Origin of the sequence: Antrihabitans stalactiti (genome assembly GCF_012932915.1) — a bacterium.
Taxonomy (GTDB): Bacteria; Actinomycetota; Actinomycetes; order Mycobacteriales; family Mycobacteriaceae; genus Antrihabitans; species Antrihabitans stalactiti.
Map to the genome: position 1 here is coordinate 56,687 of NZ_VCQU01000012.1, position 17,918 is coordinate 74,604.

Annotated in this window: 13 protein-coding genes; 8 read left to right on the forward strand and 5 right to left on the reverse strand. The window is 64.3% G+C overall.

Annotated elements, in window-relative coordinates; genetic code table 11:
- Positions 1-23: 23 nt before the first annotated feature.
- From FGL95_RS27115 to FGL95_RS27130, 4 genes are all read right to left on the reverse strand, one after another.
- Complete coding sequence (locus tag FGL95_RS27115) at positions 24-2,513, reverse strand: non-ribosomal peptide synthetase (protein ID WP_169593250.1); 2,490 nt, start codon at positions 2,511-2,513, stop codon at positions 24-26.
- Between the two features lie 78 nt (positions 2,514-2,591).
- The gene (locus FGL95_RS27120) at positions 2,592-4,061 is read right to left on the reverse strand and encodes a TerD family protein (RefSeq protein WP_169593252.1); all 1,470 of its coding nucleotides are present in this window, start codon (positions 4,059-4,061) and stop codon (positions 2,592-2,594) included.
- Between the two features lie 53 nt (positions 4,062-4,114).
- Positions 4,115-5,233 carry an MFS transporter gene (locus FGL95_RS27125; RefSeq protein WP_169593254.1) on the reverse strand — a complete coding sequence of 373 codons (1,119 nt, stop codon included), beginning with the start codon at positions 5,231-5,233 and terminating at the stop codon, positions 4,115-4,117.
- A gap of 54 nt (positions 5,234-5,287) precedes the next feature.
- A complete protein-coding gene (locus tag FGL95_RS27130; protein ID WP_169593256.1) occupies positions 5,288-6,175 on the reverse strand; it encodes a PAC2 family protein in 888 nt (295 codons plus the stop codon).
- A 115-nt stretch (positions 6,176-6,290) separates the two neighbouring features.
- On the opposite strand from FGL95_RS27130, the gene metH reads away from it, so the two are divergent.
- From metH to FGL95_RS27145, 3 genes are all read left to right on the forward strand, one after another.
- The gene (gene metH, locus FGL95_RS27135) at positions 6,291-9,872 is read left to right on the forward strand and encodes a methionine synthase (RefSeq protein ID WP_169593258.1); all 3,582 of its coding nucleotides are present in this window, start codon (positions 6,291-6,293) and stop codon (positions 9,870-9,872) included.
- A gap of 69 nt (positions 9,873-9,941) precedes the next feature.
- Entirely contained in the window at positions 9,942-10,982 is a 1,041-nt protein-coding gene (locus FGL95_RS27140) for a sulfate ABC transporter substrate-binding protein (RefSeq protein ID WP_169593260.1), read from the forward strand.
- Positions 10,983-10,992: 10 nt separating this feature from the next.
- Positions 10,993-12,747: a SulP family inorganic anion transporter gene (locus FGL95_RS27145; protein ID WP_169593262.1), complete on the forward strand. Its 1,755-nt coding sequence runs from the start codon at positions 10,993-10,995 to the stop codon at positions 12,745-12,747.
- On the opposite strand, the gene FGL95_RS27150 is transcribed toward FGL95_RS27145, so the two are convergent.
- On the reverse strand, positions 12,735-13,373 hold the full coding sequence (locus tag FGL95_RS27150; protein ID WP_240963354.1) for a TetR/AcrR family transcriptional regulator: 639 nt from the start codon (positions 13,371-13,373) through the stop codon (positions 12,735-12,737). The genes FGL95_RS27145 and FGL95_RS27150 overlap by 13 nt on opposite strands.
- A gap of 73 nt (positions 13,374-13,446) precedes the next feature.
- Here FGL95_RS27150 and FGL95_RS27155 point away from each other — a divergent pair, with 73 nt between their 5' ends.
- From FGL95_RS27155 to FGL95_RS27175, 5 genes are read left to right on the forward strand one after another with little or no spacing between them, the layout of a single operon-like run.
- The gene (locus FGL95_RS27155) at positions 13,447-14,901 is read left to right on the forward strand and encodes an MFS transporter (RefSeq protein WP_169593266.1); all 1,455 of its coding nucleotides are present in this window, start codon (positions 13,447-13,449) and stop codon (positions 14,899-14,901) included.
- Positions 14,902-14,912: 11 nt separating this feature from the next.
- A complete protein-coding gene (locus FGL95_RS27160) occupies positions 14,913-15,599 on the forward strand; it encodes an HAD family hydrolase (RefSeq protein WP_338080046.1) in 687 nt (228 codons plus the stop codon).
- A gap of 27 nt (positions 15,600-15,626) precedes the next feature.
- The gene (locus FGL95_RS27165) at positions 15,627-17,060 is read left to right on the forward strand and encodes a protein kinase domain-containing protein (RefSeq protein WP_169593268.1); all 1,434 of its coding nucleotides are present in this window, start codon (positions 15,627-15,629) and stop codon (positions 17,058-17,060) included.
- A gap of 25 nt (positions 17,061-17,085) precedes the next feature.
- On the forward strand, positions 17,086-17,592 hold the full coding sequence (locus FGL95_RS27170) for a hypothetical protein (protein ID WP_169593270.1): 507 nt from the start codon (positions 17,086-17,088) through the stop codon (positions 17,590-17,592).
- Positions 17,593-17,626: 34 nt separating this feature from the next.
- Positions 17,627-17,908, forward strand: coding sequence for a phosphoribosyl-ATP diphosphatase (locus FGL95_RS27175; RefSeq protein ID WP_206072383.1), 282 nt, complete (start codon positions 17,627-17,629; stop codon positions 17,906-17,908).
- The last annotated feature ends 10 nt before the right edge of the window (positions 17,909-17,918 follow it).

A 17,918-nucleotide genomic window follows, 5' to 3' on the forward strand; every position in this document is an offset into this window, starting at 1 on the left:
GCTGCCGGGACGTTACGTAGGGATCAGGAAGATCTCTCGAGGAGCCGGTCCGCGCGGTCAGTACGGCGTCGAACTTCGAAGGTGATGCGCGCCAGCGCCCAGCGGTATGCGGAATGAAGCACAATGCCGAACGCGAGCGACACGGCGAGTGCGAGCAGGCGATGGTCGCCGAACAGCGGGTAGATCTGCCAATGCGTGAGGTAGACGAACAACGATCCGCTCGCGAGTGCGGCGGCAACGGGCGCGACGAAGGCGGGGACGCGGATGCTCGGCACAGCGATCAGGAGGAGTAGTCCGGCGATGACGAGCGTTTCGCGCGCGCTGTCGTGGAAGTAGCCGGGGACGTTGACGATCACAATGGCCGCGACGAACAGGCGATACCACATGGTCGGCGCTTTGGCCGCCGCCCAGCCGAGCGCGAAGAACCAGAAGCAGAGCACGGTGTAGCGGCGGGTGTCTTGGCTGGGGTCCAGACCGAGCACGTCGAAGCGCACGGCGAGCGCGATCGCCAGGACGGCGAGGGCGAACCAAAACGGTCGCGACCGCTCCACCCGATCGATCCACGGAATCGCCATCAGCGCCAAGACGCCCGCCAGCATGAAGACGAGCACCTCGACGAACCAGAGGTGCCCCTGGGTGGGTCCGTCGGGTCCCAGAACCTTGTTGAGCAGGAACAGGTTTGTCCACGCGTAGTCGTTGGTGAATACGAGCGCCAGCGCGATCCACACCATGCTCGGTATCGCGATCCCGGCCGCCGCGAGCGCGATCCATCGCGTGCGCTGGGCCAGAGTCGGGGCCGGGAGCACGAATCGCGCGAAGTTGTACCCGGCGATGCCGAGGAGGATGTGCGCGCCGCCCCACAATTCGAACAATTGAATGTGCGACCCGACGACGAGGACGATCGCCGCTGCACGCAGCACGACGCTCATCTCGACAGTGCGGCCGAACATGCGGCCGGTCCGGGGGCGGAACTCGCCGATCGGTGTCGTGTGCCAGTCGGGCGGTAACCAGCCCAAGGCATCCTCGAGTTGGATCGACATCGTGACGTAGGTGAGCGAATCGCCGCCGAGGCTGACGAAGGTGGCTTCGTCGGTGACGTCGACCGGGGCGACGCGGAGAACTTCTGCGAACAGCGCGCGGACGTCGGTGGGAGCCTGTGGCTGCGGCTGCTGTGTCGCGAGCGCCTTGACCGCGGCGTAGTCGGGTTTGCCTGCCGGCGTGCGGGGCAGATCGTCGACCAGACACACGCGCACCGAGTTCTGTGGCAACCCGCAACTCTGCGCTACGAAACGCCGAACCTCGCCGACGTCGTGCTTGCCGGTGACTGCGACGATCACCTGGTCGCCGCCGTCGGCGCAGAAAGCCTCGATTCGACGGTCGGCGAGCACGGTCTCGATCCGAGCGAGGTCGATTCGTAGTCCGAACAACTTCACGAACCGATTTGCCCGACCCACGATCTCGAACAGCCCATCGTCGGTGCGCCTGGCGAGGTCGCCGGTCCGCAAGCGCTCGACCGTGCGGCCCAGGGCCAGGTCAGCCGGGGACTCCGCATAGCCGAGCATCACGTTGGGTCCGGAGTAGACGAGCTCACCCACTGCCGGGTCGTCGATCGACGGCTCGATGGTCAACGACCCGCCAGGGATGACCACACCGATGGCATTGGGGTGCGTTTTCGCGAGATTCGGGGGCAGATACGCCATCCGCGCGGTCGCTTCGGTGGCGCCGTACATGGCGAAGAACTGCCAGTTGTTCTGCTCGCCGAGCGCGGCGTACCGGCTGACCCGGTCGGGTGCGAGCTTCCCGCCCGCCTGCGTGAGATAGCGCAGGTGAGGGAGCTGCATCCGGTCGAACCCGATGCTCTCGAGTAGGTCGAACGTGTAGGGCACGCCCGCAAGGGTGGTCGCGCGGTGCTCGGTGAAAAGGGTCCAGAAGCGCGGATCGACGACGGAGTGGTCCGTCACGATCACGCCTGCGCCGCGGACGAGGTGGCTGTGCAGAACGGACAGTCCGTAGCAGTAGGACAGCGGCAGGCTCGTCACCGCACGGTCTGCCGCCCCGATGTCGAGGTACTGCGCGATCGATGTCGCATTCGCCAGCAGGTTGGCGTGCGACAGCCGGACCAGCTTCGGCGAGCCAGTCGAGCCTGAGGTGCTGAGCAGCAGCGCGAGGTCCGGGTGCAAGTCGTGCGCGGAGTGGGCGCGGCGTTCGTCGAAGTTGCCGTGGTCGACGACGATGTCGGGGTCGTAGGTGTCCGTCAACGGGGTCAGGTCGCTGTCGGGCGAAACGAGGATTGCGACGTGACCGGCTGCATGCACTGCGAGGTAGCTGACGATCGTCTCGATGTCGTTGCGCGCCATGATCATCACCAGCCGTCGGCTGGGACCGAGCTGCGCCGCGGTGGTGGCGACTTCGTCCGCAAGTTCGCGGTACGTGAGCTGGCGTTCGGCATCGATGAGTGCCACGCCATCGCCATGGCTCGTGAGGCAATCCACGAGTTTGGTTAGCGTAGCCATACTTGGGACTGTACCGGTCCGGCTCCACCACCCGTGCGTGCGTCTAGCCCCCATAGGGGCCAAATTCACTCACAGTTATCAGGGCAGGATGTTCGCAGTGCGGGCGCGATCGAGCCAGTGCAGGTAGCGGCTGGTCAGCATCTCGTACAGCTCTTCCTCTGTCGGGGCCAGGGGATCGACCACGCTCCAGAACGACGCGTTGGGCAAGTGTCGCGGTCCGTCCGCGAGACCCTGTAGGAAGACGAACTCCTGGGTGGTCGTACCGGCAGTCCACAACCACGACTGCATCGACTCCGGACCTATCCGCTCTCGGTGGGTCGCCGAATAGTTCACGGCGAGTTGCATGGTCGGTGCGGGAGGAGCCGTAGGCACATCGCGTCTTCCGAAGATCGACCGTCGATCCGCCTTCGTGGCCCCTCGTGTGGCCACGCTCGTCGGCATGTTCGGGGGCACCTCGATCGCCATGAACGACCAAAAGATCGGCTCGAACGCCGACCACTCGACCTGCTGCTGCGCCAATTCTTGCTCCTGGGTGTCGCCGTCGGTAATGAAGACGACGAATACGGGCAGGTCACTGTCTTGCGGCTGACGAGGCTCGAACCGTGGCCCGCCGTCGGTCTCAGGGAAGTAATGCTGGCGAATAGTCTCGAGCGCGGCGCCGTAGTTGGTGCCTGCATCGAACCCGCGATGCTCGATCAGTTGCTGCACGTAGCCTTCGACGCTGCGCAGGTCCAGCGGTCCTTCGGTGTGACCGCCAAGCCCGCCGAACGTGAAGACATCGCACTGACCGTCGTCGTCGAACTGGACGGCGAGTGCGAGCAATCGCTCGGTCAGCTGTTGCACCTTCCCCGACACGTAGAGCCCGATCATGGACGGCGAAATGTCGAGGCACACCGCTACTCGGGCCTTGTGGCTTCCCAACCCCCGCTTCTCGAGGACGACGCCAGCGCGTTTGACCATGTCGATCATGTGCGGCGGCGAACCGAGTAGTTGCTTCTCCAGCCGCACGGACTTGGTCGGTTCGGCCGCTGCCGCTTCGTCCACGGAGATCCCGTAGTCACGCGCCAATCCCGCGAGCCCCGACGCCCAACCCGCGCCGACGGCCCGAAATTTCCATGCGCCGTTGCGTCGGTACAACTCGCCGAGCACGAGCGCAGTCTCCGGACCTGCACGGGTGACGTCGAACCGCGCGATATCTGCGCCGGATACGCCGTCGACGACCGATACGTGCAATCCCATGACTTGACCGATCGGCTCGTTATCGGTCGATGCGGTCAGGGCGATCGTCTCGATTCCAGGGGGCAATTCTGCGAGGTCGACGCTGAGGGTTTCCTGCGTGCCCAACGTGCCTTCGTGACGCACGGACCCGTCGGTCGAGGCCGGCTGGTTGTAGAACACGAAGTCGGCATCCGAGCGGACCTTGCCTGCTGCGGTCAACAGCAGTGCACTCGCATCGAGGTCAGGTCCTTGTGTCCAGCCCACGATCACGCGGACCTGCTGTGTTCCGGCCGGAAGCGCGATGTTTCCACCGCTGGTCAGTGTGGTCACGTCTCATGATCCCGCCTGTGCGTGCGTCTAGCCCCTATAGGGGCCAAATTCACTCACAGTTGCCGGGGCCGAGGCATCAAGAACGGCGCAAGCACCGCGAGCAGAGCGGCAGGCAGGATGAACGCGACGACCGGGTGGACGCCATACATCGGCGTCAACAGCACGGGCGCCAGCGCTTGACCGCTGAACCGCAAGGACTGAACAACCGACAATGCGCCGCCTCGGTTGCGACCGCCCAGACCGAGGACCGCCGCGTTCACACCGACCAGAATTCCTTGCCCCGCGACACCGGCAAAAGCCCATGCCGCTGCCGCGACGATCAGGACCCCAGCGGTCCCTGCGGTGACGACGAGCACAGCGCCGACGAGTGCCCCGAGCACGACCGCTCGCCTGGCGCCGAAGTTGTCGATCGCAGCACCGACCGGTCGGGCGGCGACGATCCCGGCGATGCCGAAGCCAGTCAGCAGCAGGCCGCGCTGAGTCGGTCCGAGGCCGAATGCGTCCTCGGCGCGGAAGGCCACCAGGAAGTTGAGGCCACCCAACGCGCCCCAGCCCAGCAGCGCGACCGCGCCGATCCGAAGGACGTCTGGTTGCAACGCTTCACGCAGCCGGACCGCGCTACCCGACGGTTCCGAGCCGGCCGCCTCGGGCAGTCCGGCGGCGCCGAGGACTGCCGCGACCACGGCGACCACGACAAATGCCAGGCGCCAATTCACTTCCGCGGCAAGGCCACCCACCAGCGGGGCACTGGTCTGCCCGGCGGCTTGGAGTGCGCCGAACGTGCCGAGTGCGCGGCCGAGGCGTTGCTTCGGCGTGGTCGCTGCCAGTGCCGCCATCAGCAGGGGCGTGGTGAACGCGTTGGCGCAGCCTTGGATCGCCCGAGGCGCGAGCAGGAGCGGCAACGTTGGTGCGAGCGCACAAGCTATCGAAGCGACGACGTAGGCGCCGTACGCAATACGGACCGTCCGGAACCGGCCCCACCGCGCACCGAGTGTTCCCGACACCAGCATCAGAATCGCGAAAGGAAACAGGTACGCCGCCAACGACATCGCGGCCGCCGATGTCGAGACACCGAGGTCCGCGCCGAGTTCGGGCAGCATTGCGGTAACAACGCCACCGCCGAACGGTCCGAGGAAACCGCCCGCGTAGAGAGCCCCGCGCCGCAGATTCATGCCGACAACTGTGCGCGATTTTTACCCCGGGGAGGGTGAGACGCGCGCACGGGGTTAGGCGCCGAAGCTGCCCGGACCGCGTCGGCGCAGATACTTCTCGAATTCCGCGGCGATGGCGTCGCCGTCGACTTTCGCGAAGCTCTCGGAGATGTCGGTCTCGGCGTCGCCACGCTCCTCGAGGGACCGGACGTAGTCGGCGATCTCCTCGTCCTCCTTGGTCATCTCGGTGACGGCTTCTTCCCAGTCTTCGGCTTGGGCAGGCAGCTCGCCGAGTGGAACTTCAACGTCGAGGACTTCTTCGACGCGATGCAACAACGCGATGGTCGCCTTGGGATTGGGCGGTTGCGACACGTAATGGGGAACTGCGGCCCAGAACGAGACGGCAGGCACACCGGCCTTGACGCAGTGGTCCTGCAGGACGCCCGTGATGCCCGTAGGACCCTCGTATCGGGTTTGCTCGAGGTTGAACCGCTCGGCGGCTTCCTTGCTGTACGCGGACCCGGTGACCGGGACCGGCCGCGAATGCGGCGTATCGGCAAGCAGGGCGCCGAGGATGACGACAGTGTTCACCCCGAGTTGCTCGACGAATTCGAGAAGGTCGTCGCAGAAGCTGCGCCACCGCATGTTCGGTTCGATCCCGCGAAGGAGAACGACATCGCGATTGCTGCCGGGAGGCGAGCACACCGACAGCAACGTCGACGGCCAGATGATTTCGCGGGTGACACCGTCGACCTGCTTCACCGTCGGACGGTTCACTTGGTAGTCGTAGTAATCCTCGGAGTCGAGCTCCGCGAGGGGTTCGGCGTCCCAGATCAGTTCCAGATGCTCGATCGCACCACTCGCCGCGTCGGCCGCATCGTTCCAGCCTTCGAACGCAGCGACCAAGATCGGATCGCGCAGCGCTGGCAGGTCGGCATCGGAGGCTAAATCGTCGGAACTCACCTAGTCAGCCTACGGTCAGCGCCGTTGACGTGGAGGAACTGGGCGAACTCGGGATGATCACGAGCAAAACGGGGCGTGTCCGACCGTGTCGGTCTGTCCCACTACTATTTAGTACATGTCTGTGTCCTTTAATTCCGGCCTGCTCGATGCGCTGAAGCAGCGCGTTGTGATCGGCGACGGGGCGATGGGCACAATGCTGCAAGCCGCCGACCTGACGTTGGACGATTTCCTCGGCCTCGAGGGCTGCAACGAAATCCTCAACGACACGCGCCCTGACGTGCTGCGCCACATCCACCGCGCGTACTTCGAAGCTGGTGCCGACGCGGTCGAGACGAACACTTTCGGCTGCAACCTGCCCAACCTTGCCGATTACGACATCGCCGACCGCATCCGCGAACTCTCGGAGAAAGGCACGCGGATCGCGCGCGAGGTCGCCGACGAGATGGGTCCGGGCGCCGACGGCATGAAGCGGTTCGTCCTCGGCTCGATGGGTCCGGGCACGAAGTTGCCGACGCTGGGTCACGCGCCCTACGCGCAGCTTCGCGATGCCTACACCGAGGCAGCGCTGGGAATGATCGACGGCGGCGCCGACGCGATCCTCATCGAGACGTGCCAGGACTTGTTGCAGGTCAAGGCGGCTGTCGTCGGTAGTCAGCACGCGATGGAGAAGCTGGGCCTTCGGCTGCCGATCATCACCCACGTGACGGTGGAGACGACGGGAACGATGCTGGTCGGCAGTGAGATCGGTGCGGCGTTGACTGCGATCGAACCGCTCGGCGTCGATCTGATCGGTCTCAACTGTGCGACGGGGCCCGACGAGATGAGCGAGCACCTGCGCCATCTGTCGAAGTTCAGCACGCTTCCGGTATCGGTGATGCCCAACGCAGGCCTTCCGGTCCTGGGCGCGACGGGGGCGGAATATCCGCTGCGGCCCGAAGAACTTGCAACCGCGCTGAGCGGATTCGTGCGTGAGTACGGACTCGCGTTGGTCGGTGGCTGCTGCGGTACGACGCCCGAACACATCCGCCAGGTTGCCGCAGCTGTTCGCGAGACCGAGCGCGGCACGCGCAGTCCCGTGCACGAGCCCGGCGTCTCGTCGCTCTACACAGCGGTCCCGTTCGAGCAGGATTCGAGCATCCTGATGATCGGCGAGCGCACGAACTCCAACGGCTCCAAGGCGTTTCGTGACGCGATGCTCGCGCAGGATTACGACAAGTGCCTCGACATCGCGAAGGACCAGACCCGCGACGGCGCCCATATGCTCGACCTGAACGTCGACTACGTGGGCCGTGATGGCGCGGCAGACATGTCGGCTCTCGCCAGCCGCTTGGCGACGGCGTCGACGCTGCCGATCATGCTCGACTCCACCGAGCCGGCCGTCCTGCAGGCAGGGCTCGAGCACCTGGGCGGGCGGTCCGCGGTCAACTCGGTGAACTACGAGGACGGCGCCGGTCCGGATTCTCGATTCCAGAAGATCATGAAGCTGGTCAAGGAGCACGGCGCAGCCGTCGTCGCGCTCACGATCGACGAAGAAGGCCAGGCCCGGACCGCTGCGCTGAAGGTGTCGATCGCCGAACGGCTGATCGAGGACATCACGGTCAACTGGGGAATCGACAAGAGCGACATCATCATCGACGCTCTGACCTTCCCGATCTCGACCGGCCAGGAAGAGGTCCGGCGCGACGGGATCGAAACGATCGAAGCGATCCGCGAGATCAAAAAGCGTCATCCCGAGGTCCATACGACGTTGGGTCTGTCGAACATCTCGTTCGGCCTCAACCCGGCAGCCAGGCAGGTCCTCAACTCCGTCTTCCTGCACGAATGCGTCGAAGCGGGCCTCGACACGGCGATCGTGCACGCGTCGAAGATCCTGCCGATGAACAAGATCCCCGACGAGCAACGCAAAACTGCTCTCGACCTCGTCTACGACCGCCGCGACGGCGACTACGACCCGCTGCAGACGTTGATGGCGTTGTTCGAAGGCGTCTCGGCGGCCGACGCACGTGAATCGCGCGCCGAAGAGTTGGCGAAGCTGCCGCTGTTCGACCGGCTCGAGCGCCGAATCGTCGACGGCGACCGCAACGGTCTCGACGTCGACCTCGACGAGGCGATGAAGACCAAGAAGCCGCTCGAAATCATCAACGAGACACTGCTTTCCGGGATGAAGACGGTCGGCGAGTTGTTCGGGTCCGGGCAGATGCAGCTACCGTTCGTGCTGCAATCTGCCGAGGTTATGAAGGCTGCAGTCGCCTACCTCGAACCGTTCATGGAAGCGACCGACGACGACGGCAAGGGTCGGATGGTCATCGCCACGGTCAAGGGCGACGTCCACGACATCGGTAAGAACTTGGTCGACATCATCTTGAGCAACAATGGCTACGAGGTCGTGAATCTCGGTATCAAGCAACCGATTTCGTCTATCCTCGACGCCGCGATCGACAAGAAGGCCGACGTGATCGGCATGTCCGGCTTGCTCGTGAAGTCGACGGTCGTCATGAAGGAGAATCTGCTCGAGCTCAACAACAGGGGAGTGGCCGAGCAATTCCCGGTGATGTTGGGCGGCGCAGCCCTGACGCGGTCCTACGTCGAGAACGACCTCACCGAGGTCTATGACGGCGACGTCTCCTATGCGCGCGACGCTTTCGAAGGTTTGCGATTGATGGACACGATCATGACGCGCAAGCGTGGTGGCGGTCCCGACCCGGACAGTCCGGAGGAGATCGAGGCCCGGCGAAAGGCGCAAGAGCGCAAGGAACGTCACGAGCGGTCCAAGCGCATCGCCGAAAAGCGTAAGGCCGCAGAGACTCCCGTGGTCGTACCCGAGCGGTCCGACGTGGCTGCGGACCTCGCAGTTCCGACACCGCCGTTCTGGGGCAATCGCATTGTCAAAGGTGTTGCGCTGTCGGAGTACTCGGGTCTGCTCGACGAACGCGCGCTGTTTCTCGGTCAATGGGGACTGCGTGGTCAGAAGTCCGGCGACGGACCGACCTACGAGGAGCTCGTCGACACCGAGGGCCGCCCGCGCCTGCGCTACTGGCTGGACCGGCTCACTTCCGACGGCGTACTCGCTCACGCTGCCGTGGTGTACGGATACTTCCCAGCGGTGTCGGAAGGCGACGATGTCGTCATCCTGGAAGAACCCAAACCTGATGCCGCAGAACCCGTTTTCAAAGAACGTTGTCGGTTCACCTTCCCGCGCCAGCAACGCGACCGTTTCCTCTGCATCGCGGACTTCATCCGGTCACGCGAACGAGCGAAGGAAACCGACCAGGTCGACGTGTTGCCGTTCCAGCTGGTCACGATGGGTCAGCCGATTGCAGACTTCGCCAACGAGCTGTTTGCGGCGAACTCCTACCGCGATTACCTCGAGGTCCATGGCATCGGCGTACAGCTGACCGAGGCGCTCGCGGAATACTGGCACCGCCGGGTCCGAGAAGAGTTGACGCTCAACGGGAATTCGCTCGCAGCCGACGATCCGTCCGACGTCCAGGAGTACTTCAAGCTGGGCTATCGCGGCGCGCGTTACTCGTTCGGCTACGGCGCATGCCCTGACCTGGACGATCGTGCCAAATTGGTCGAGTTGCTCGGCTCGGAGCGGATCGGTGTGACGTTGTCCGAAGAGCTGCAACTACATCCCGAGCAGTCCACCGACGCGTTCGTCCTCCATCACCCCGAGGCCAAGTACTTCAACGTCTGACAGCGCTGGTAAGAATCAGCCGGATTCTGTTGGCTGACTTGTCATCGGGCGTTCATTAGCGTCAGCCGAATGAAATGGCCCAGTCCTCTCGCGCGTGTACCGGTGCTCAATGTGGTCGGTGTGATTGCCGTCGTTCTGGCGGGCGCAGTGATCACGGTGAAGAACTTGCCGGAGGACACGCCGAACCAGATTCTCAACGTGTCGTACGACCCGACCCGTGAGGTCTATGCCGAGCTCGACAAGAACTTCGTCGAGGCTTACGCAAAGCAGACCGGTACGACACTGGACATCAAGCAATCGCACGGTGGTTCGGGGCGGCAGGCTCGCAATGTGATCGACGGCAGCGAGAAGGCGAATGTGGTGTCACTGGCACTGGTCAGCGACGTCGATACGCTGCGCAAACGCGGACTGGTCGCCGAGGATTGGCAGAAGCGCTTACCGAACAACTCGATTCCCTATACCTCGACCGTCGTGTTCGTCGTGCACAAGACGAATCCGAAAGGCATCCACGACTGGCCGGACCTGGTGAAGGACGACGTCTCCGTCGTCACCCCCGACCCCAAGACCTCCGGCAATGGGCAATTGAGCTTTCTCGCCGCCTGGGGTTCGGTGACCACGCGTAACGGCAGTGCCGAGCAAGCGAAGGAGTACCTCAGGTCGCTGTACGACCATGTCGCTGTATTCGACGCCGGCGCTCGTGGGTCCGCGATAAGTTTCACCGACCAGCACATCGGCGACGTGCATTTGACGTGGGAGAACGAGGCCATTCGCGAGGTGGCGGCCCACAGCGACGAGTTGGAACTCGTGTATCCGCCAGTCAGCATTCATGCCGAGCCGGCCGTGACGTGGGTGGATGCGAACACCAAGGACGAGAGGACGGCGGCGTACAGCAAGGCCTATCTGGAATACCTCTTCACCGATCCAGCGCAGGAGGTCCTCGCCCGATACGGCTACCGCCCGGTGAAGCCGGAAATCTTGGCCGAACATGCCGACACGCTGCCGAACATCTCGCTCTTCCCGATCACCGCCATTGCGAAGGATTGGAACGACGCACGGGAGAAGTTCTTCTCCGACAACGGCATTTTCGCAACCGCATCGTCGGCGCAGTAAGGAACGGGTCATGAGTTTCGCAATCAAGTACGACGTGCCGACCGGTCGCCGCGACCTGGTCGCGGGACTCACCGTGGCCGCGGTCGCCCTCCCGCAGGGCATCGCGTACGCGCTGATCGCGGGCGTCGATCCAAAATTCGGCGTCTACTCCGCGATCGTCGTGACGGCGATCGCCTCGATCTTCGGCTCTTCGTCGCACCTCATCAACGGTCCGACCAGCGCCATCTCACTGCTGGTCTTCAGTTCGCTGTCGTTCATCGATCCCGAGAACCGCACCGTCCTGTTCGAGGCGTTGTTTCTACTCGGAGTACTGGTCGGCGTGTTCCAGATCCTCATCGCGGTGTTCAAACTCGGCGACCTGACGCGCTACATCTCCGAATCGGTGATCATCGGCTTCATGGCCGCGGCGGCCTTCCTCCTTGCGATCGGGCAGATCGCAAACGCCTTGGGCGTCAAGGACAAAGGCGACGGCCACATGCAGGTTCTGCATCGGCTGTACCTGACCTTGTTCCACGGTGACGCGATCAACTTCAAGGCGCTCTTCCTCAGTGTCACGGCGATCGTTGTGGCGGTTGTGCTGCGTCGATTGGTGAAGCGCTACGGACTTCCGCAGGTCGACCTGCTGCTCGTGCTGGTGGTTGCGGGTGTCATCGCCTATGCGGCGGGTTGGTCGATCCCCGGTGACGACGGCAAGACCGCTGTGAAGGTTGCGGCGAAGATTCCGCAGAGTCTGCCGTCTCTGCACGTACCGGTCGTCGATGTGAGCACTCTGGCGCAACTGTCGCAGGGCGCCCTCGCGATTGCGTTCATCGGCCTCATCGAAGCCTTGTCGATCGCAAAGGCGATCGCGCATCAGACCCAACAGAAGATCGACTACAACCGGCAGATCCTCGCGGAAGGGTTCGCCAACCTGGTCGGCGGCTTCTTTCAGAGTTTGCCTGGTTCGGGTTCACTGTCGCGATCGGCGATCAATCATCAAGCGGGAGCTGGGACGCGGTTCTCCGGCATTGTCGCGGCGGCGACGGTCGCTGCGGCCTTGCTGCTGTTTGCGCCGTTGTTGCAGTACGTTCCATCGGCCGCGCTGGCGGGCCTGCTGATCGTGACGGCCGCGCGGCTGGTCGATTTCCGCCGATTGTTTGCGACGGTCAGGGCGTCGCGTTACGACGCGGGACTGGTCATCATCACCGCTGTGACGGGTGTGTTGGTCGATCTCGACAAGGCGGTCCTGCTCGGCATTGCACTCTCGATTCTGTTGTTCGTGCCGCGCGCAGCGAAGCTCAAGGCCGTCGAACTGACGGTCACGCCCGAGCGCGTGATCCGGGAGAAGGTACCGACCGACCCGGACGATCCGACGATCGTCATCTACGACCTCGAGGGCGAGCTGTTCTTCGGGGCGGCACCGGAGTTGGACCGCTATTTCGACACCTTGAGCAGGCGGATCAGGGACGACGGGGTCGCGTTCGTCGTGCTGCGGCTGAAGCGGGTGCGCAATCCCGATGCGGTGACGATCGAACGTCTGGAGCATTTCCTGCGCGAGGAGAGCGGTCACGGTGCGACCATCCTGCTCGCCGGTGTGCGGCCGGACGCGCTGAAAGTGTTGAAGAACGTTGGCTTCGACAGCTGGTTCCCGGAGGAGCAGATCTTCCCGGAGGAGCAAGAGGAATACTCCGCGACGCTGAAGGCGGTGCGATACGCAACCGCTGCCGCTGGAAAGATCGAAGAGGAATCTGCCAAAGAAGTTGCGGCGCAGTACTACCTCGTGTGAGTGCCGCCCAGCAGGATCATCTCGAGCGCGGGGGCCATGGTGTCGATGATGACCTGACGTTGCAGGTCGGCGAACGGTCTGGCTACTACGACGTAGCGCGCGATCACGACGCCGACCAACTGGCTGGCCATCATGCCCGCGCGGGCGGCCGCCATGTCGGCGCCAAGACCCGCTTCGGTCAGCCTCGTTGCGATCGGTCCGGCGATCGAGTCTTCGAGGAAGCTGCGGATCAACGCGTTTTCCGTCGGGTCGTCGCTCAGGTTGCTCACGAGCGCGAGCAGCGGCGACCGGAATTCGGGGTTGTCCCATGTCTCCAGCAGGGTCGTGAGGATCCGGCGGGGGAGCCCTTCGACGCTGCCCTTGAGCTGGGGCGGTATCAACGTCATCGGGTTCGCACGTAGCGCGAGAGCCTCTTCGAACAACTTCTGTTTCGAGCCGAAAAAGTAGTTGATCATCGCGGCGTCGACACCTGCGTCGGTTGCGATTGCACGCACGGTCGTCGCCGTGAATCCCTCGGCGGTGAACCGCGCGCGGGCCGCGTCGAGGATGGCCTGACGTGTCTCTGGCTGGCCGGCCCGTCGGCCAGGACCGGGTTTTTCGGCCCTTTTGTTCATCCCCTTATTCATCACTGTTGAATTATAGCGCGGACTGTGTCAGAGTTATTTCAACATCGTTGAAATAACCAACCGAGGAGCAGTCATGACCACCAATCTGGCCCCCAAGGCAGAACCGTCCAGCAAGGCGAAACGGCTGCTGTTGCCGGGCGTCTGTCTCTCGCTCGCGACCGTCGTGTCGGCGGTGACCTCGCTGAACGTCGCGCTGCCCGACCTGGCTCGCGACACAGGGGCGTCGCAGACCCAGATTTCCTGGGTGGTAGACGCCTACGCGCTGGTCTTTGCATCGCTGCTGCTGGTCGGCGGCGTGTTGGGGGATCGGTACGGGCGCAGGCTGGCGCTGCTGGGCGGCCTGAGCGTGTTCGGCGTCGGCTCGCTGTTGTCGATGTTCACGACCAGCGTCGACGGGCTGATCGGCCTTCGCGGCCTGCTCGGCATCGGCGCGGCACTCGTCATGCCGGCCACGCTCTCGACCATCACGACCGTCTACGCCGACAAGGAGCGGCTACGTGCAATCGGAATCTGGTCCGGAGTAGCGGGCGCGAGTGCGGTTCTGGGCCTCGTCGTGTCCGGCACGTTGCTCGAGTTCTTCTCGTGGCGCGCGGTGTTCGGCCTGAACATCACGATGGCGGTTATTGCGGCAATCATGGTCGTGCGTGCCGTACCGGAAAGCGTCGAACGCCAGGCTCATCGACTCGACATCGGCGGCGCATTGCTCTTCGTCGTCAGCATCAGCGCGTTGATCTACTCGATCATCGAGGCGCCGACCGAAGGCTGGACCTCGGCGCACACCCTCATCGGACTGGGCTTCGGCTTTGTCATGCTCGCCGCCACGGTCACGTGGGAACTGCTCGCCGCTCATCCGCTGCTCGATCCGCGTCTGTTCACCAACCGGATGTTCTCGGCGAGTGCCCTCTCGATCACGGTGCAGTTCGCAGCGTTCTTCGGCTTCGTCTTCCTGATGATCCAGTATCTGCAGCTCGTCGCAGGCCTTGCTCCGCTGGTCGCAGCGCTCTGCATGCTGCCCATGGCAGCCGGCCTGATGGGGTCTTCGCGCAACGCGTTCCGCGTCACCGCCAAGCTCGGCCAGGTACGGACCTGTGTGCTCGGCCTGGTTCTGATCGTGATTGCCATGGGGACGCTGAGCACCCTCGGCGCCGACATCAACTACGTCATTCTGTTCGTCGGACTCCCTGTTCTGGGTGCCGGAATGGGCCTCGCCATGACGCCGGCGACGAGCGCACTGACCGAGGCGCTTCCCGCCGATCAGCAGGGTGTCGCGTCGGCAATGAACGACCTGGCTCGTGAACTCGGTGGGGCAGTGGGCATCGCGGTCCTCGGCAGCGTGCTCGCCTCGACGCTCACCGACAGGCTCGGCGCAACGGGCGGAATCGCTCAACTCGCCCACGCAGACGGTGCCGCGGCGAACCTCGCCCGCAGTGCCTTCGCGGACGGACTCGGTAACTCGCTCACGCTTGCAGCGATCGCAGTCGCGCTCACCGCAGTTGCCGTGGCAGTACTCGGAAGGCGCGCCGTCTAGGCTCTCGAGTTGTGACGACTCGAAGCACGCCCCAGCTGGCGGGTGTCCTCTGGGACATGGACGGGACGCTGCTGGATTCCGAAAAGTTATGGGACGTAGCGGTTTACGAACTCGCCGAGTACCTCGGTGGCACGATGACAAGGGAGGTCCGGGTTTCGCTGATCGGATCTTCTGGCCCCAACGCCCTGCAGACAATGTTCACAGCACTGAACCTCGACCCCGCGCCGGCAGCAATTGCCGACGCGGGTTCCTGGTTGGAGGCGCGCATCACGGCGCTGTTCATGGAAGGCATCCCGTGGCGCCCGGGTGCACAGGACGCGCTGGAGATGGTGGCGCAGTCAGGTCTGCCGATGGCTCTCGTCACAAACACCAAACGGGCACTGACCGAATACAGCCTCGACACGGTCGGGCGGCACTACTTCAGCGCGACAGTGTGCGGCGACGAGGTACCGCACGGCAAGCCGCACCCTGGCGTCTACCTGCGGGCGGCGGAGTTGCTCGGTCTTGAACCGATGAACTGCCTGGCGATCGAGGACTCGCCGACTGGCACAATTGCTGCCGAAACGGCCGGCTGCGGGGTCATGGTGGTGCCGTGCGAGATTCCCGTTCCTGCGGGTCCGGGACGGGTGTTTCGCGATACGCTCATTGGCCTGAAGGTCGCTGACCTGCACATAGCCTTACGTGGCAATGGTTCGTGAGCCTGACACCCAGAGGAAGGGAGATTCGTGACCGCCGGGAGATTGGTCGCGGGTCGGTACCGGCTCACGGAGCAGATCGGTAGCGGGGGAATGGGCGTTGTCTGGCGCGCCCACGACGATCGGCTGGACCGCATCGTCGCCGTCAAACAACTGCTGGTCACGCCTGGTTTGACACCCGAAGAGACCGACAACGCGAGTCGACGGGCGCTACGCGAGGGGCGGATCGCTGCGCGTCTGCATCATCCGCACGCGATCGCGGTGTACGACGTCGCCGACATGGATCATCAGCCCTGGCTGATCATGGAATATCTGGCGTCCAAGAGCCTCGGGACCATCCTCGACGAGCGCGGGACGATGGATCACGAGGAGACTGCGCGGATCGGTGCCCAGGTCGCTTCTGCACTCGCCGCCGCGCATGCAGCAGGCATCGTCCACCGCGACGTCAAACCGGCGAACATCCTGATCGGCGACGACGGCAATGCGAAGATCACCGACTTCGGTATCTCGCGCGCGACCGGTGATGTGACGGTCACCGCGACGGGCATGGTCGCGGGCACCCCGGCCTTCCTCTCGCCCGAGGTGGCGCGCGGCGCCACCCCGGAACCGTCGTCGGACGTGTTCTCGTTGGGCTCCACGCTCTACCGGATGATCGAGGGCCGCCCACCGTTCAGCAAGGGCGACAACACGCTTGCACTGCTGCATGCGGTCGCCGCCGGTGACGTGGACCCGCCGACCAATACTGGTCCGCTGACGCCGGTGATCATGGACATGCTGCGGCTCGAGCCGCAGCAGCGACCGACGATGGTCCAGGCCCAGCGCGCGTTGGCAGCCATTGCGAGCCGGCCACAGCGTCCAGCACCTGTCCCGCCGCGGCCCACTCCGCCGACTGCCCCGATCGCGTCCAGCCCACCACCACAGCCCGCCCCATCGAAGCCGAAGCCGACGACGATCGCGCCCACCAGTCGGCCGACGACGGTCACTACCGCAATTGCAGCGCCGCGCCGCAGGTTCGGGTTCGCCGCCGTCGTCGTCGCTCTGCTCACGGCGATCGGCATCTTGGTCGCCATCTTCTTGAGCGTCGATCGCCCTGGTTCGCCGGGCATCGGCGACACGTCGAACGGCACATTCCCGACCGTCGACTCCGGCGCCACAACGGCGACGTTCGAGCAGATGAGCCAATTCGTCCGGAGCTACTACGGGCTTCTACCTGGCGATACGGACGCGGCCTGGGCGAAACTCGGCAAGAGCTACCAGTCGGCGGCAGGCGGCCGAGCAGGCTACGACTCCTTCTGGTCGAGCATTTCCTCGGTCGAAGTCGGTTCGATCGGCAAACGTGACTCCTCGAGCGTCACTGCGGCGTTGACGTACTCCTTCCCGAACGGGAGCACGTCATCGGAAACACGATGGGTCCAGGTCGGGGTCGACGAGGGCAGCCTCTACATCGAGAACTCTGGGCTGTAGCGCGTTAGGGGCATATCGTGGCCCCATGAAGCGTCGGATTTCGTGGTTTCTGGTCGTCGGAGCGCTCACGGTAGCTCTGGTGGGCTGTTCGGACGACACGAAGGGCACGCCGTCGGCAAGTCCGTCGACGACGACGGCTGCGGCCGCGGCAACTTCGGCATCGCCGACGTCTGGCGCGACGTCGACGAGCAAGTCCGGGACATCCACGAGCTCGACGGCGGCGACCACCACGGACAGCCACCCGTCGCTGTTCCCGGCCGACTTCCCGTATCCGACGAATCTGACGATCGAGAAGCGGACCAATGACAAAGCGTCGGCATTGATCGAAGGAACGACGGCCACGAGTGCCGACGAAATCATCGCGTTCTACGACACCAAGCTGCCACCGCTGGGCTGGACCTACAGCGAGGGGACCTCGAGCGGTGGAGCACATCAGTTCACCCGGGGACCGCTGACCGCCAGCATCGTCGCGTCGAAAATTCCGGATAGCGACCAGACCACGTTCCAGTTCTCGATCATCACCTCCGAGTAGGCAGGCAGGCGAATTCGCCGCCTCGACGCACCACCTGCAACAATGGCTCTTCGTGAAGACCTTCGAATCCCTGTTCGCCGACCTGGAAGACCGTGCTGCGACCCGTCCTGCCGGGTCCGGAACGGTCGCGGCCCTCGACGCCGGGGTCCATTCGCAGGGCAAGAAGGTCCTCGAAGAGGCTGGTGAGGTCTGGCTGGCCGCCGAGCACGAGAGCGACGAATCGCTCGCCGAGGAGATCTCGCAACTCCTGTACTGGGTGCAGGTATTGATGGTCGGGCGGGGCTTGAAGCTCGAGGACGTTTACCGACATCTGTAGGTCGCGCCCC

Bases quoted from the DNA above. Each gene is read 5' to 3' on its own strand.
- FGL95_RS27115 (WP_169593250.1), bottom strand. From the start codon at position 2,513: ATGGCTACGCTAACCAAACTCGTGGATTGCCTCACGAGCCATGGCGAT.
- FGL95_RS27125 (WP_169593254.1), bottom strand. From the start codon at position 5,233: ATGAATCTGCGGCGCGGGGCTCTCTACGCGGGCGGTTTCCTCGGACCG.
- metH (WP_169593258.1), top strand. From the start codon at position 6,291: ATGTCTGTGTCCTTTAATTCCGGCCTGCTCGATGCGCTGAAGCAGCGC.
- FGL95_RS27140 (WP_169593260.1), top strand. From the start codon at position 9,942: ATGAAATGGCCCAGTCCTCTCGCGCGTGTACCGGTGCTCAATGTGGTC.
- FGL95_RS27150 (WP_240963354.1), bottom strand. From the start codon at position 13,373: ATGAATAAGGGGATGAACAAAAGGGCCGAAAAACCCGGTCCTGGCCGA.
- FGL95_RS27170 (WP_169593270.1), top strand. From the start codon at position 17,086: ATGAAGCGTCGGATTTCGTGGTTTCTGGTCGTCGGAGCGCTCACGGTA.
- FGL95_RS27155 (WP_169593266.1), top strand. From the start codon at position 13,447: ATGACCACCAATCTGGCCCCCAAGGCAGAACCGTCCAGCAAGGCGAAA.
- FGL95_RS27145 (WP_169593262.1), top strand. From the start codon at position 10,993: ATGAGTTTCGCAATCAAGTACGACGTGCCGACCGGTCGCCGCGACCTG.